9 protein-coding genes and 1 pseudogene are annotated in these 15251 nt (G+C 71.8%); 5 read left to right on the forward strand and 5 right to left on the reverse strand.

The features are described 5' to 3' along the window. The first annotated feature begins 772 nt into the window (after window positions 1-772). From FHS34_RS26420 to sbnA, 5 genes are read left to right on the forward strand one after another with little or no spacing between them, the layout of a single operon-like run. Window positions 773-3358, forward strand: coding sequence for a Pls/PosA family non-ribosomal peptide synthetase (locus tag FHS34_RS26420; RefSeq protein ID WP_184969781.1), 2586 nt, complete (start codon window positions 773-775; stop codon window positions 3356-3358). 12 nt (window positions 3359-3370) lie between these two features. Further along, a complete protein-coding gene (locus tag FHS34_RS26425) occupies window positions 3371-6643 on the forward strand; it encodes a non-ribosomal peptide synthetase (RefSeq protein ID WP_184969783.1) in 3273 nt (1090 codons plus the stop codon). A 43-nt stretch (window positions 6644-6686) separates the two neighbouring features. After that, window positions 6687-7688, forward strand: a complete 1002-nt coding sequence (locus tag FHS34_RS26430) for a TauD/TfdA family dioxygenase (protein ID WP_184969785.1) — start codon at window positions 6687-6689, stop codon at window positions 7686-7688. Further along, window positions 7685-8755, forward strand: a complete 1071-nt coding sequence (gene sbnB / locus FHS34_RS26435; RefSeq protein WP_184969787.1) for a 2,3-diaminopropionate biosynthesis protein SbnB — start codon at window positions 7685-7687, stop codon at window positions 8753-8755. Before FHS34_RS26430 ends, sbnB begins: the two co-directional genes overlap by 4 nt. A gap of 30 nt (window positions 8756-8785) precedes the next feature. After that, entirely contained in the window at window positions 8786-9811 is a 1026-nt protein-coding gene (sbnA, locus tag FHS34_RS26440; RefSeq protein WP_184969789.1) for a 2,3-diaminopropionate biosynthesis protein SbnA, read from the forward strand. A gap of 61 nt (window positions 9812-9872) precedes the next feature. Here sbnA and FHS34_RS26445 read toward each other — a convergent pair. The 5 genes and pseudogenes from FHS34_RS26445 to FHS34_RS26465 form a co-directional block, all read right to left on the reverse strand. Beyond that, window positions 9873-11078 (reverse strand): annotated as a pseudogene (locus FHS34_RS26445) (MFS transporter); the annotation flags it as partial. Beyond that, on the reverse strand, window positions 11045-11572 hold the full coding sequence (locus FHS34_RS26450) for a GNAT family N-acetyltransferase (RefSeq protein WP_184969793.1): 528 nt from the start codon (window positions 11570-11572) through the stop codon (window positions 11045-11047). The gene FHS34_RS26450 and the pseudogene FHS34_RS26445, both read right to left, overlap by 34 nt. A 1-nt stretch (window position 11573) precedes the next feature. Next, window positions 11574-12890 carry a type III PLP-dependent enzyme gene (locus FHS34_RS26455; protein ID WP_184969795.1) on the reverse strand — a complete coding sequence of 439 codons (1317 nt, stop codon included), beginning with the start codon at window positions 12888-12890 and terminating at the stop codon, window positions 11574-11576. After that, window positions 12887-14176 (reverse strand): DUF6271 family protein, encoded by a 1290-nt coding sequence (locus FHS34_RS26460; RefSeq protein WP_184969797.1) that lies wholly within the window; start codon window positions 14174-14176, stop codon window positions 12887-12889. Before FHS34_RS26460 ends, FHS34_RS26455 begins: the two co-directional genes overlap by 4 nt. Next, the gene (locus FHS34_RS26465; RefSeq protein WP_184969799.1) at window positions 14173-15201 is read right to left on the reverse strand and encodes a phytanoyl-CoA dioxygenase family protein; all 1029 of its coding nucleotides are present in this window, start codon (window positions 15199-15201) and stop codon (window positions 14173-14175) included. Before FHS34_RS26465 ends, FHS34_RS26460 begins: the two co-directional genes overlap by 4 nt. Window positions 15202-15251: the final 50 nt, after the last annotated feature.

The following is a 15251-nucleotide window of genomic DNA, read 5'->3' on the forward strand; positions in this document are numbered from 1 at the left end:
CACCGCGACGCGATGGCGCTGTCGGGGGCTGAGGTGCTTGCCGTGCGCTGCTGATCGTACAGCCCGCCCCGGCGCGGGCAACTGGCCTTACGCGGTACTCGTTCAGCTCTCGTGAGGCCTCCGGGCCGGCGGACCGACGCGAGCGGCGGTGGCTCAACGAGTCGGCCCCGGGCGAGAGTTCGCGGGTGCGACGAGGCGGTCCGAGATCTGCGGCCGGCGGGCGGCGGCGCGGGGTTCCGGCGCCGTCTCGATCGTCGGTGACACGTGCCGGGACGTGCGCGGACGTACGGGGCGACGGAGCGGCGTGCGGCCGCGCTCATCCGCGCCCGGTCTCCGCCCTTCATGAGCCCGTCCCCACGGCGCCGTCCGAGCGCGAATTCCCTCACGTTCTTTCAGGGTGAAACTAGTTACGGGTCTTTTACTCGACCGGAAAATGTCGTCACTTCGCGGGGCTGCGGCCGCCCGTCCTCAAATTCCCTGGTCAGAAGCCCGAGCGTCACCGCCACCGCAGGTCAGAGGCCTGGGCGAGACGTGGTGAGGTGTGGTGGGCTGTCGGGGTCCGCGCCGTCGTGCGGGGGCCGCTGTTCGAGTGAACCATCAGGCGTCCTGGTTCGTAGTAATACCAAGGGACACGGACTCGGCGCGTATTTCGGGCTCGCCCGGGGTGCCGCGCTAAGTGGCAGCCTTCTGGTTGCCTGTACAGACTGAAACAGGCGGTTGGTGATCAGAGATCCGGCCGGCTGACAATATCCACACGTCCTCAGGAGCTCGAATGGTGGAGCAATCCTCCGAGGTCCCCATATCAGGGCCGGGTAAACCTGCCGTCTCCCTGAGCGACACCGGTCCCGGCAGCATGGAGACCGAAAAGAAACTCGCGGCAGCGCTCGCCGAACTCGTCGGCACCGAACATGTTCCGGCCGAGAGTCACTTCTTCACCGACCTCGGAGCCAATTCCCTGGTCATGGCCCAGTTCTGCGCCCGGCTGCGGAAGAATCCCGATCTGCCCTCTCCCTCCATCAGGGACATCTACCGGCACCCCACGATCCGGAGCCTGACGGCGGCCCTCGCGCCGGCCGCCCCGGCCACCGGTACGGCGAACGGGACACCGGTACCGGCACCCGTGGTGCCACCGGTCCGGGTGACCCGCGCGAGCCGGCTGACCCATCTGATGTGCGGAACCTCCCAACTGCTGATCTTCCTCGTGTACTCGCTGGTCTCCGGATTCGTCACGGCCGCCGGATACGAGTGGATCGCCGCCGGTTCGGGCGCGCTCGAGATCTATCTGCGGTCGCTCGTCTTCGGAAGCGGCGGTTTCCTCGCGCTGTGCGCCTTCCCGGTCGTGGCGAAATGGCTTCTGATCGGCCGGTGGAAACCTGGCGAGTTCCCCATCTGGGGCCTGACGTACCTGCGCTTCTGGTTCGTCAAGGCACTCCTGCACGCGAATCCGATGGTGTTCCTCGCCGGCACGCCGCTGTACGTGCTGTACCTGCGGGCCCTCGGCGCACGGATCGGCAAGGGGGTCACGATCCTCTCCCGCTCCGTCCCGGTCTGCACCGACCTGCTGACGGTCGGCGCCGGGACGGTGATCCGCAAGGAGTCCTTCTTCCTGGGCTACCGGGCCCACGCGGGCCTCATCCAGACCGGCCCGGTCACGCTCGGCCGGGACGTGTACATCGGTGAGAAGACCGTCCTGGACATCGACACCTCGATGGGCGACGGCGCACAGCTCGGCCACACCTCCTCGCTGCACCGCGGCCAGGCGGTGCCGGACGGCCGGCACTGGCACGGATCCCCGGCGGAGCCCACGCACATCGACTACCTGCGGATCGCTCCGGCCAAGGTCGGCACCGGACGCCGGGCCTGGTTCGGCCTCGTCACCATGCTGCAAATGATCTTCCTGTACGTCCCGCTCGCCATCGGCGGCGTGTACATGTTCTTCACCGAGGTACCGGCTGTCGGCAAGCGGCTCGATCCGGAGACGGCCGCGTTGTCCCGGTCCCAACTGATCACCGACGCGCTCGCCGTCTCCCTCGCCCTGTTCTGCGGTTTCGTCGTACTGGCCGTGGTCGCGCTGTACGCCGTTCCGCGGCTGGTGGGACTGGTCGTCAAGCCCGACCGGACCTATCCGCTCTACGGATTCCGCTACGCGGCGCACCGGGCGACGGCCCGCCTGACGAACATCAAGTTCTTCGCCTGGCTCTTCGGTGACAGCTCCTACATCGTGCACTATCTGCGCGCGATCGGATATGATTTGTCACGGATCGAGCAGACCGGATCCAATTTCGGCACGGAAATGGGGCACGAAACTCCGTTGCTGGTGTCCGTCGGCACCGGAACGATGGTGGCCGACGGTCTTTCCGTGGTCAACGCGGACTACTCCAGTACGTCCTTCCGGCTTTCCCGGGTGACGATCGGGCCGCGCAATTTCCTGGGCAACAACATTGCCTATCCCGCGGGCGGCAGGACGGGTGACAACTGCCTCCTCGCGACGAAGGTGATGATTCCCCTCGACGGCGAGGTCCGCGAAGGCGTGGGGCTCCTCGGTTCGCCGTCCTTCGAGATTCCGCGCTCGGTGGACCGCGACTCACGGTTCGACCACCTCAGGTCGGGCGAGACACTGCGCACCCGTCTCGCCGCGAAGAACCGGTACAACCTCCGCTCGATGGCCCTGATGCTGTTCGTACGCTGGCTGCACACCTTCGGGCTCACCCTGCTCGCCCTCGCCTCCATCGACCTGTACGGCGTGATCGGGGACGTCGTGATCGCCGTCTATCTGGCGCTGACACTGGCGCTGTCCACCGCGTACTACATCCTGCTGGAACGCTGCCTGCTGAGGTTCCGCAGGCTGAGACCCGAGCTGTGCTCCATCTACGACCGCAGGTTCTGGCAGATCGAGCGCCTGTGGAAGGTCCCCTCGCACTGGCTGAACATCTTCAACGGCACACCCTTCAAGGCTCTCGTCTGGCGCCTGATGGGCGTCCGCATCGGCAGCAGGGTGTTCGACGACGGCTGCTACGTGACCGACCGGACCCTCGCGGTCATCGGCGACGAGTGCACCCTCAACGCCGGCACCAAGATCCAGTGCCACTCGCAAGAGGACGGCACCTTCAAGTCCGACGGCATCACGCTGGGCGCCGGATGCACGCTGGGCGTCGCCGCCCATGTGCACTACGGCGTGACCATGGGCGACGGCTCGGTGCTGGCCCCCGACTCCTTCCTCATGAAGGGCGAGGAGGTCCCCCCGAACGCGCACTGGGGCGGCAACCCGGCCGTGGACATGCCCGAGGCCGGCAGCCGGCCCGGCGGTCCGGGCCGTGCCGTGCAAGCGACCGGCGCCACCGCGGCTGCCACGAGTTGAGGAAGGCCATCGATGGGAACGCGCGTGGAAGCCGACCGGGAATTCTGGCGCCGGGTACTGACCGCCGGCGGCGGCACCGCCGTGCCGCGCTGGGTCCGGGAGCCGGTGCCGGGCACGCTGGAGCAGGAGGTGCCGGTCCCGGAGGACGTGGCGACCTCGGTACGCGCCCTGGTGCGGCGCTCGGGACTGCCGCTCAGCTCGCTGCTGCTGGCGGCGCACGCCAAGGTGCTGGCCGCGCTGTCGGGTGAGCACGAGGTGGTGACCGGTTACACCGCCGGAGTACGCGGCGAGCCGCTGCCGTGCCGCCTGGAGGTGCCGGCGGGGTCCTGGCGGGCCCTGGTGTCGGCCGCCGAGCGGGCCGAGGCGGACGTGCTGGCCCACCGGGAGTTCCCGGTGGCTGAGCTGCGGCGGGAACTGGGGGTGACCGAGCCCGCCTACGAGGTGGTGTTCGGCCCCATGGGTGCCGACGAGGCGCACGCCGACGACGGGGTGCTGCACGTGCGCTGGTGCGACCGGGGCGGACGGCTGGTGCTGCGCCTGCGCTGCCGCACGGACGTGCTGGACGCCGACGGCGCGACCCGGATCGGCGGCTACCACCTGAAGGCGCTCCGCCTGCTGGCGGCCGGCCCGGACGCCGAGCACGCCCAGCAGAGCCTGCTGTCGGCCGGCGAGGTGCGTGAGCAGCTGGAAGGGCTGGCGGGACCCCGTCGGGCGCTGCCGGACGCCCGCGCGCACGAGCTGTTCGAGCAGCGGGTACGGGCGCACCCGCACGCGGTGGCCGCGGTGCACGGCGAGCACGAGTGGACGTACGCGGAGCTCAACGCGCGCGCCAACCGGCTGGCGCGGGCGCTGCTGGAGCGCGGGCTGGGTCCGGAGGGCGTGGTCGCCGTCGTCACCGAACGGAACCTGGACTGGCTGGCGGCGACGCTGGCGGTGTTCAAGGCGGGCGGCGCGTACCTGCCGATCGAGCCGCACTTCCCGGCCGGCCGGATCGCGGCCATGCTGTCACGGGCGGACTGCCGGCTGGTCCTCACCGAGTCCGGCAGCACCGAGACCCTCGACGAGGCGCTGGCGGACCTGCCGGGAACCGAGAAGCTGCCGGTCGAGACGGCGTACGCCGAACCGCACGCCGACGACGACCCGGGGATCCGGGTCGAGGCCGGGCGGCTGGCCTACATCTACTTCACCTCCGGCTCCACCGGTGAGCCGAAGGGGGCGATGTGCGAGCACGCGGGCATGCTCAACCACCTCTACGCCAAGATCGACGACCTGGGCATCGGCGAGGGGTCGGTGGTGGCGCAGACGGCCCCGCAGTGCTTCGACATCTCACTGTGGCAGCTGGTGTCGGCGCTGCTGGTCGGCGGGCGGACCCTGCTGGTCGGCCAGGACGTGGTCGTGGACGTGGAGCGGTTCGTCGACACGCTGGAGCACGGCCGGGTCGCGGTGGCCCAGGTCGTGCCCTCCTACCTGGAGGTCGTGGTCTCGTACCTGGAGCAGCGCCCCCGCAAGCTGCCGGACCTGCGGTGCGTGTCGGTGACCGGGGAGGCGCTGAAGCGGGAGCTGGTCCAGCGCTGGTTCGCGATCCAGCCGGGGATCAGGCTGCTCAACGCCTACGGTCTGACCGAGACCTCGGACGACACCAACCACGAGGTGCTGCAGGGCGTGCCCGACCGCGTGCTGCTGGGCCGTGCGGTGAACAACGTACGCGTCTACGTCGTGGACGAGCGTCTGTCGCTGGTGCCGCTGGGCGCCCCGGGGCTCATCGCGTTCTCCGGCATCTGCGTGGGCCGGGGATACGTCAACGACCCCGAGCGGACCCGGGAGGCCTACCGCACGGACCCGTACCGGCCCGGCGAGCGGCTCTACCTGGGCGGCGACCGGGGCCGCTGGCATCCCGGCGGCAAGCTGGAGTTCCTCGGCCGCCGCGACAACCAGGTCAAGATCCGCGGCTTCCGCATCGAGATCGGCGAGATCGAGAACACCCTGCTGCGGGTGGACGGGGTGCGGGACGGTGCGGTGGTGGTCGTCGAGCGCGGTGGCGGGAACAAGCACCTGATCGCCTTCCACACCGGCCGGCGGCACCAGCCTGAGGTGCTGCGCGAGGCGCTCGCGGCGGCGCTGCCCGCCTACATGGTCCCCTCGGCCTTCCACTGGCAGGACGGCCTGCCGCTGACCCCCAACGGCAAGATCGACCGCAAGGCCCTGACGGCACAGGCCGAACAGGCCGAACAGGCCGCGCGGACCGCGCCGGCCGCCGAGCGGGACGGCGCGGCACGGGAGGCTCTCGGCCCGACCGAGCGGAGGCTGGCGGCGGCCTGGGCCGAGCTGCTGGGCGTGCCCGAGCACCGGATCGGCCGGACGGACCACTTCTTCGACTCCGGCGGCACCTCCCTGACGGCCGTCAGACTCAGCGTCGCCCTCGACCGCGCGGTCTCCCTGAAGGACATCACCCGCCACCCGGTGCTGGCCGACCTGGCCGCCGTCCTCGACGGCACCGCCCGGCGGCGCACGGAGCTGCTGCAGCCCGTCTCGGAAGCGGGCGGTGCGCCGGACAGCGCCCTGGTGTGCTTCCCGTACGCGGGCGGCAACGCCGTCAACTACCGGCCCATGGCGTCGGCCCTGGCGGGCGGCGGCCTGACGGTCCTCGCCGTGGACCTGCCCGGTCACGACCTGGCGGAGCGTCGCGAGCCGTTCGCGTCGATCGCGGAGGTGGCCGGCCGGGTCGCCGCCGAGATCGTGGCCCGCGGCCTGACCCGGGTCATGCTGTGGGGCCACTCCTCGGGCGCGGCACCGGCCCTGGAGACGGCCCGGCGGCTCCAGGAGCACGGCGTGCGGGTGACGCGGGTGTTCCTCGGCGCGCAGCTGCTCGGCACCGCCGCCGAGCGGAGCGCCGCCATCGCCGGTCTGACGAGACGCGACGACGCGGAGATCGCGGCGGGGCTGACCGCGGACAGCGGCTACACGGAGCTCGCCGAACTGAACGAGCGGCACGCCGAGCACATCGGTGCCGCCTACCGGCACGACTGCGTGGCCGCGCACCGCTACTTCCTGGCTGCCCTGGAATCCCCGCCGCCGGTGAAGCTGTCGGTGCCCGTCTCGGTGGTCGTCGCCGCCGACGACCCGCACACGGCCGGTCATGCCGAACGTCACCGCGACTGGCTGCTCCTGGCCGAGCACGTCGATCTGCACGAGCTGGCCGACGGAGGCCACTACTTCCTCCGCACCCGCCCGGCCGAGGCGGCGCAGGCCGTCCTGAGCGCGGCCGTACCCCTGGCCTCCACCTGAGGCCCGTTCCTCCACCCGACGGGCTACCCGAAAGGAAACCGAGATGCCGTCCTCATCCCTGGCAGCACCGCTCGACGTGGAGCTGCGGCCGGACCGGCCCGCGCTGCTGCGCGTCGACCCGCCGGATGACACCGCGAGCTGGGCGGCCGAGTACCGCGAGGCGTTGCGCGCACTGGTCACCGAGCACGGGGCGCTGATCGTGCGCGGCCTCGGCCTGAAGGACGTGGACCGGGCCGGTGCCGTCCTCGGGCGCCTGTCCGGCGGGCTCATGACGGAGACGGAGGCGTTCGCGCCCCGCGAGGCCGAGGGCCCGGGGCTGTACTCCTCCACGCCCTGGCCGGCCAACCAGCCCATGTGCATGCATCACGAGCTGAGCTACCCGGTGGAGGTGCCCGGCCTGATGCTGTTCGCGTGCCTGACCGCGCCCGAGGAGGGCGGGGCGACGGCGGTGGCCGACGCCGAGCAGGTCCTGCGGGCCCTGCCCGCCGAGCTGACGGAACGGTTCGAGCGGGAGGGCTGGCTGCTGACCCGCACCTACAACGAGGAGATCGGGGCGTCCCTGGCGGAGTCGTTCGGCACCGACGACCGCGACGCGATCGAGAGCTACTGCCGTTCCCACGCCATCGACTTCAGCTGGCGGCCCGACGGCTCCCTGCGCACCGAGCAGCGCCGCGCGGCCGTCGTGCGGCACCCGCTCACGGGCAGGCGCTGCTGGTTCAACCAGATCGCCTTCCTCAACGAGTGGACGCTGGCCCCCGAGGTGCGCGAGTACCTCGTGGACGAGTACGGCGCCGATGGGCTGCCGTTCAACACCCGCTACGGGGACGGCACCGCGATCGGCGAGGACGTCGTCCGGACCGTCAACGTCACGTACGAGGAGCACACCCGGCGCGAGCCCTGGCAGGCCGGTGACCTGATGCTCGTGGACAACATCCGCACCGCGCACAGCAGGGAGCCGTTCACCGGGGAGCGCCGGGTCCTGGTCGGCATGGCCGAGCCGCGGCGCCTGGCCGACGGCAGCCCCGCCGAAGGGAGCGGACGATGACCGATCTGCTGTCCAGCACGGCCCACACCGCGGGATCCGAACCGCCCTCGGTTCCGAGCTTCGCGGTGATCTCCGGTGAGCAGGTGAAAAGAGCGCTGGAGGGGAGCGAGAAAGAGCTCGTGGAGCTGGTCGAGGCCACCTACCGGCTGCACGGTGCCGGGGACTCGGTCAACCCGCCGTCGTACTTCCTGCGCTTCCCCGACCGTCCGACGGCCCGGATCATCGCGCTGCCGGCCTCCATCGGCGGGTCCGTCCGCGTGGACGGGCTGAAGTGGATCTCCAGCTTCCCGGAGAACGTGGGCGCCGGGCTCCCACGGGCCTCCGCGGTGCTGATCCTCAACGACCACGACACGGGTTACCCGTTCGCCTGCCTGGAGAGCTCCATCATCAGCGCGACCCGGACCGCCGCGTCCGCCGCGCTGGCCGCCGACTGGCTCAGCCGCGGCCGGCCCCGGCCCCGCCGCGTCGGGTTCTGCGGTACGGGCCTGATCGCCCGCTACATCCACACCTTCCTGGCCCGCACCGGCTGGTCGTTCGACGCGATCGGCGTGCACGACGTGTCCGCCGACAGTGCCGAGGGCTTCTGCGGCTACCTGCGGCAGACCGGTGCCCCGGAGCCGGTCACCGTCCACGACAGCGCGGAGAACCTCATCCGCTCCAGCGACCTGGTGGTGTTCGCCACCGTCGCGGGCCGGCCCCACGTCACGACGCCGGGCTGGTTCAAGCACAACCCGCTGGTGCTGCACGTGTCCCTGCGCGACCTCGCCCCCGAGGTCCTGCTCGAGTCGGCGAACTTCGTCGACGACGTCGAGCACTGCCTGAAGGCGGACACCTCACCGCACCTGGTCGAGCAGCGCACGGGCAACCGTGACTTCCTCAACGGCACCCTCAACGACGTCATGCTGGGCCGTGCCGCCCCGCCGCACGACCAGCCGGTGATCTTCTCGCCCTTCGGCCTCGGCGTCCTCGACCTGGCCGTCGGCAAGTACGTCTACGACCAAGTGGCCCGGGCGGGTCAGCTCCGCCTCATCGACGACTTCTTCCACGATTTGCGCCGGCACGGCTGAGGCCGTAGCCCTGGTATCAGGAGGCCTGCCGTGCCCGTCATCTCCGCACCCCACGCCTTCAACGAAGGAAGCCTCTTCGTCGATCTGGCGTCGATATTCGGATACCGCCTCTACCTCAAGTGCGAGGGTTTCAACTTCGCCGGCTCCATCAAGCTGAAGGCCGCGAACGAGATGGTGGAGAGCGCCGAGCGGGACGGAAGCCTGACACCGGATTCCATCCTCGTCGAGTCGTCCTCCGGGAACCTGGGCGTCGCGCTCAGCATGATCGCGGCGAGCAAGGGATACAGGTTTCTGTGCGTGACCGACTGCCGGTGCAATCTGTCGACCAAGCTGCTGATGGAGGCCCTCGGCAGCCAGGTCCACGTGGTGACCGACCTGGACGCCAACGGCGGCTTCCTGGGCACGCGGCTCGAGTACGTCCGTTCGCTGTGCGCCTCCGACGACCGGTACGTGTGGCTCAGCCAGTACACCAACGCCGGGAACTGGCGGGCGCACTACCGCACCACGGCGCCGGAGATCGCCGGCCAGTTCCCGCGCCTGGACGTGCTGTTCCTGGGGACGGGCACGGCCGGGACGCTGATGGGCTGCGCCCGCTACTTCCGCGAGTGGCACCGGCCGGTGCGGATCGTCGCCGTGGACAGCGTCGGCTCGGTGGCCTTCGGCGGCAAGCCCGGCCGCCGGATGATCCCCGGCCTGGGCATGAGCATGCGTCCTCCGCTGCTCGACGAGTCGTACGTGGACGAGGTGATCCGCGTGGAGGAGGCCGACACCATCCGCACCTGCCACCGCCTGGCACGACGGGGCTTCCTGTTCGGCGGTTCGACGGGGACGGTGGTCAGCGCGGCGACGGACTGGCTGGCGCAGCACGACCGGCACGACCTCACCGCGGTGGCCGTCGCGCCCGACCTCGGCGAGCGCTACCTCGACACGATCTACCAGACCAACTGGCTGCAGGACCTCTACGGCGAGCACCTTCTCGACTCCGCCGGTCTGGAGTCCTCCTGGGACGAGAAGTCCGCGTCGTCCCGGACGCCGGAGCACCGCAGAAGGCCGTAGGGAGGCCCTGGGCGGTCCACAGAGGGGCCCCGGGCACCGTGCCCGGGGCCCCTCCCCCGGCTCAGGAGTCCACGAGCACGGCGGCCCTGGCCCGCCACGGGATCCAGAAGGCGGTCACCGTGACGATCAGGGCCGAGGCGGCCACCGTGGCCATGCCGAGGGTCAGGCCGGCCGCGCCCGCGACGAAGCCGATCAGCGCCGGCCCGCCCAGCAGACCGGTGGTACCCATCGCGGCGACCAGGGCGAGGGCGTCGGAGCCGCGTTCGGCCGCCGCCACGTACACGCACGGGGTGACGGCGGCCGCGCCGAGGCCGACGAGGGCGAAGCCGAGCAGCGTGGGCACCACCCCGCCGGTGAGCAGGGCGAGGGCCAGGCCGGCGGCGGCCACCGCGCTGCCGGTGCGCACGACGCGGCCGTCACCCCAGCGGGTGCGCCAGCGGTCCGCGCACACGCGGGCCAGGAGCATCATCACGGAGACCACCGCGATGCCGAGCGGCGCGACGCTCGCCGACGCCTCGACGACGTCCTTCAGGTAGAGCGTCGACCAGTCGTTCATCGCGCCCTCGGTGACCGTGCCGAAGGCCATGGCACAGCCCATGAGGAGGGTCGTGCCGGAGGTGAGGGCGCGGCGGACGCTCCGCTTCGGCTCGTCCGCGCCCGCGGAACCCGGCTCCCGGTGGGTCAGCAGGCCGGGCCGGGCGCCGGCGAGCAGGAGCAGCAGCAGGGCCCCGGCGACCGTGAAGTGGGCCGGGACGGATCCGGTCAGCGCGGTGACGCCGGAGGCCAGCAGGGCGGCGGCGAGCAGACCGGCGCTGAAGGTGGCGTGCAGCTGGGACATCGCCGTGCGGTCGTACGCCTTCTCCAGCGCGGCGCCCTGCGCGTTCATGGCGACGTTGAGACAGCCGACGGCGACTCCGTCGGCGCACACGGCGAGCAGCGCCAGCGGGTAGTTCGGTACGGCGGACAGCGCGGCCAGGACCGCGATCAGGCATCCGGCGGAGGCGAGGGACAGGCTCCGGGAGCCGAGCCGGCGCATCAGGACGGCGACCAGCGGGAAGGAGGCCGCCGCGCCGGCCCCGCAGGCCATCAGCAGGAGGCCCACCTCGCCCGCGCCCAGGTCCAGCCGGGTCTTCAGCGCGGGCAGGCGGGAGATCCAGGTGCCGTACTGGAGGCCGAGGAAGCAGAACAGCGCCGCGATGGACCACTTGGCGCGCGGGAAGGCGGGCTCGGACATCAGACGGCCTCCCGGCCCTGGTACGGGTGGGGTACGGCGGCCACCCGGGCCGACATGTAGACCGCGCCGCCGCCGTAGTCGGGCGGGACCGGGGCCGCCGGGTGCGCGTGGTAGCCGTTGGCGCGCCAGAACGGCTCCTTGCCGGCGACGGCGACCAGGGAGACGGTGGCGAAGCCGCGGGCCCGGGCCACCCCGGTCAGATGGCGCACCAGCCGGGTGCCGAGCCCCCGGCGGCGCAGCGGAGCGCTCACCACCAGGTCGTGCAGGTGCAGGTTGGTGGTGCGGTGCACGGCCTGTTCCGGGCGGGCCAGGTCGGGGCAGCGGAACCGGGGGTAGGGCAGGGCGAGGACATAGCCGGCGAGCCGGCCGTCGAGATCGAGGACGAAGCAGGTGCCGGCCGAGGCGCGGGCCCGGGAGCGCAGCAGCCGCTCGCCCTCGGCCAGGGAGAGGTTCGCGTACGCCTCGCTCTCCAGGGCCACGAGCTGGGGCCAGTCGGCCTCGGTGATGCCCCGTATCAGGTCTCTCATGTCAGTGCTGTCCTTCCGGGGCGCGTGCGCAGACGCACGGCAGCGGGCGGATACCGTTGAACCCCTGGGTCGTGTAGCTGGTGGCGTAGGCGCCGGCGGACAGGATCCAGACCGGATCGCCGGAGGCCAGGGCGCGGGGCACGCGCACCGGGTGCCGGCCGTCGCCGTAGGCGTCGTCGCTGTCGCAGGTGGGGCCCGCGACGACGGCCGGCACGTACGCCTCGTCGTCCTCGCCGACGTCGTCCGCCCGGGTGGGGAAGACCAGCCGGTGACGTATCCGGTCCATCTCGTACAGGCCGTTGAACTTGCCCGTGCTCAGGTACAGCCAGCGGGCGCGGGTCCCGTCGGGCTGGGCCCGCTCGGTCAGCCGGTACACATGGGCCCGGACGGCGCCGTGGTCGGCGACCAGGTGGCGGCCCGGCTCCATGACGAGGCGGAGCGGGGCGGCGGTCAGGCCGTTCAGCCGCTCCATGCCCTCGCGGATCACCGCGAACATCTTGTCCAGCGGCGGGTCGAGGGGGTTGCCCCGCCGGTCGAGGTAGCCGCGCGCGGGCAGGCCGCCGCCGAGGTTGACGTGGTCCGGTGCGATGCCCGGCCCGTGCAGCGCCACGAGCGTCTCGGCGAGCGAGTCCAGGGCCCGCTGCCAGGCCTCGCCGGTCATCTGCTGGGAGCCGACGTGCACGGACAGACCGGCCGGGACGAGGCCGGCCGCGCGGGCCGTGACCAGGACGCGGACGGCGTCCTCGGGGGCGCAGCCGAACTTGCGGTTCAGGCCCCACAGGGCGCCCTCGCCGGTGGTGGCCAGGCGGCAGAACACCCGGGCGCCGGGGGCGTGTGCGGCGATCGCGGTGACGTCCTCGACGCTGTCGGTGGCGAAGGTGCGGACGCCCAGGCGGTGGGCCTCGGCGATGTCGTGGTCGGACTTGACGGTGTTGCCGTAGTGGATGCGGTCGGCGGGGGCGCCGGCGCTCAGTGCCTGCCTGATCTCGGCGGGGCTCGCCGCGTCGAAGCCGGCGCCGCGCTCGGTGAGGCAGCGGAGGACTTCGTCGACGGGGCAGGCCTTGAGGGCGAAGCGGATGTCCGTACCGGGGAGTTCTGCCAGCAGGGTGTCGTACTGGTGCTCTATGCCGGTGAGGTCGTAGATGACGCGGTCGGTCTCGGATGCGGCTAGGTGGTGGCCGAGGGTGCCTAGGGGGGTGCCGGGGAATGCCGTCGCGCGGGTGCGGGTTTGTTGTCGCTGGTCGCGCCCACCCGGCGGTAGCCGCAGATCAGAACGGGCCCCGCGCCCCTTCGGGGCGCCCGTGTGCGGGGTGGTCATGTGCGGGCCGCCTTGATCAGGGTCGGCCACGCCTCGGTCAGGTGGGCGAAGTCGTGGATGTCCTGCTCGGCCTGATCGAGTAAGCGGTCCCGCTGCGTGGCGAGTCGGTCCGCGAAGGCCGCGTACCGTCCGCCCAGCTTCCGGTACGCGGTGTCGACCCGGTCCAGTCGCCAGATGTTCTCGGCGCGGTCCAGGCTCGTGCTCTCCCGCAGGAACTCCACGACGCGGTCGGGCCGGACCCGCTGCCGGTCGTCCAGCAGGCCGGCGCCCTCGGTGGCCATCCGGTCGTAGACGTGATGGAAGTACAGCATCGACAGCAGGAACTTCACGAAGCGGGTCTGGTAGGCGAGGAAGCCGGCGTCGGTGCGGCGCTCCGGGGTGTAGAAGTTCTCGATGTGCCGGTTGTGCAGGATGCCGGGGAGCGTGGCGTCGTGGACCAGGTGGGTGAGGAAGTAGTCGCTGCCGATGGTGTCGGTCGCCGGGGGCAGCGGCATCACCTCGTACACGTCGCGGTGGAGGGCGATGTTGCACATGTCGATCCGCATGGGGTCGACGAGGGCCAGGGTGGAGTGGTCGCCGGTGAAGGGGGCCGTGCCCGCCCCGGTGAAGGACTCCTCGACCAGTGCGCGCCGCTGCTCCGCGGAGGCGTCGGCGGGCGCCCACAGGCCGACCACGTCGTGGTAGACGCCCTCGTCCAGGCTTCTCATCTCGCCGATGTCGACGGAGAGTTCACCGATGAAGGAGGCGCCGGCCAGCGACACGGGACGTCCGGTGTGGGCCGGGTCGAGGTCGGTGCGGGAGACCGCGGCCGACACCTCGGCGGCCGGGCGGCCCAGCCAGGGCAGCTCGTGGTGGACGGGGAACACCGGCTGTCCGGCATGGGTCTGGTAGGTGCTGTCGGAGTCCCGGCGGTGCACGGAGTCGCAGCCGAGGGCGGCGGCCAGCAGGAAGGCGCGGTTGGTGCAGGCGCCGTAGGAGACGGCGGACGGGAGCATGAGACGGAGCAGCCGGCCGGGCTCGGGCAGGCCGGCCCGCCGGACGGCCCGGCGCAGGAAGTCCCGCTGGGCTTCCTCGTCGAGGTGGCGGACGGTCACGCCGGCCTGCGGGGGCAGGGCGGCGACCGTGCGGGTGTGCGCGGCCCGGGTGCGGTCGTCGGCGGAGTCCAGGATCAGCAGGTGCACGTCGGCACCGAACCGGCGGGCGGCGTAGCCGGCCTCGGCGTGCAGGGCGGTGAGGGTGGCGGAGCAGGCCCGGTTGGTGGGCAGGCAGAGGCAGATCCGGTTCACCGGGCGCCTTCCGTGGCCCAGGAGTCGAGGCCGAGCAGTCTGCGCCCCAGGTCGGTGAGTTCGGCGGGGCCGTAGCGGAGGGCTTCCGGTTCGCGGGCGTCGCCGAGCAGCGTGCCGTTCCAGTCGGGGGTGGCGAGGGTGCGCCAGGAGTCCACGCGGGAGTCGCGCAGGGCCGTGTGCTCCTCCAGCGCGGGCATCATCGACAGGTACTGGACGGCTCGGACAGCGTTGTCGGAGAGGTTCGGTGCCACGCCGTGGGCGAGCAGCCCGTTGAAGATCAGCAGGTCGCCGGCCTGCAGGTCGGGGCGGACCACCGGGAACTCGGCGCGGTCGGTGTTCGGGCGGACCGGGTCGCGGCCGGGCGGCTGGGCGACGCGCCACTCCTCCAGGCGGCGGAACAGCTCCGGGGCGCACTGGAAGCCGCCGAGTTCGGGCCGGGTGTCGTTGAGGGCGATGATGCCCTGGACGCGCTGCGGCAGCACGGCGAGGGTGGTGTCGACGTCCCAGTGCAGTTCGATGTCGAAGCCCTCGTCGGTGGGCTCGATCAGGGAGCGCGAACGGGTGTGCCGGTTGGGCGGGTTGAGGTTGAGCCGGTCCAGGGTGACCCACAGCTCCGGGCTGTCCCACACGTCCACGAAGGCGTCGTAGACCCGTCGGCTCTGCCGGCTGTCCCAGATGAACTGGTGGTGGTAGGCCTCGACGAAGCCGTATATGTAGAGGTGCCGGTCGAGTTCGGAGCGGAACGCGGGCTCCTCGTACCAGGTGCCGGGGCGGTCGGGGTCGAGTCCCTGGAACCGCCAGGCGAAGTCCAGCAGGGCCTTGGCCTCGCCGGGGGTGACGGCCTCGCGTACGACGACGTAGCCGTAGGTCTGCCAGAAGGCGAAGTCCTCCTCGGACAGCACGCGCAGCGGCTCGGTCTTGCGCAGGTCGCGCAGGGGGGTCGGGGCGAGGTAGGTCTCGCCGTCGGCGCTGAAGTAGGGGCGGCCGGTCGCCGCTCGGTGGAGGTAGGGGGCGGGCTCGGGCATGCGTTCACTCCGGGGTTGGTCGGGACGACAACACCTTGGGGTCGGACGTG

The organism is Streptomyces echinatus (genome assembly GCF_014203595.1).
GTDB classification, from domain to species: Bacteria; Actinomycetota; Actinomycetes; order Streptomycetales; family Streptomycetaceae; genus Streptomyces; species Streptomyces echinatus.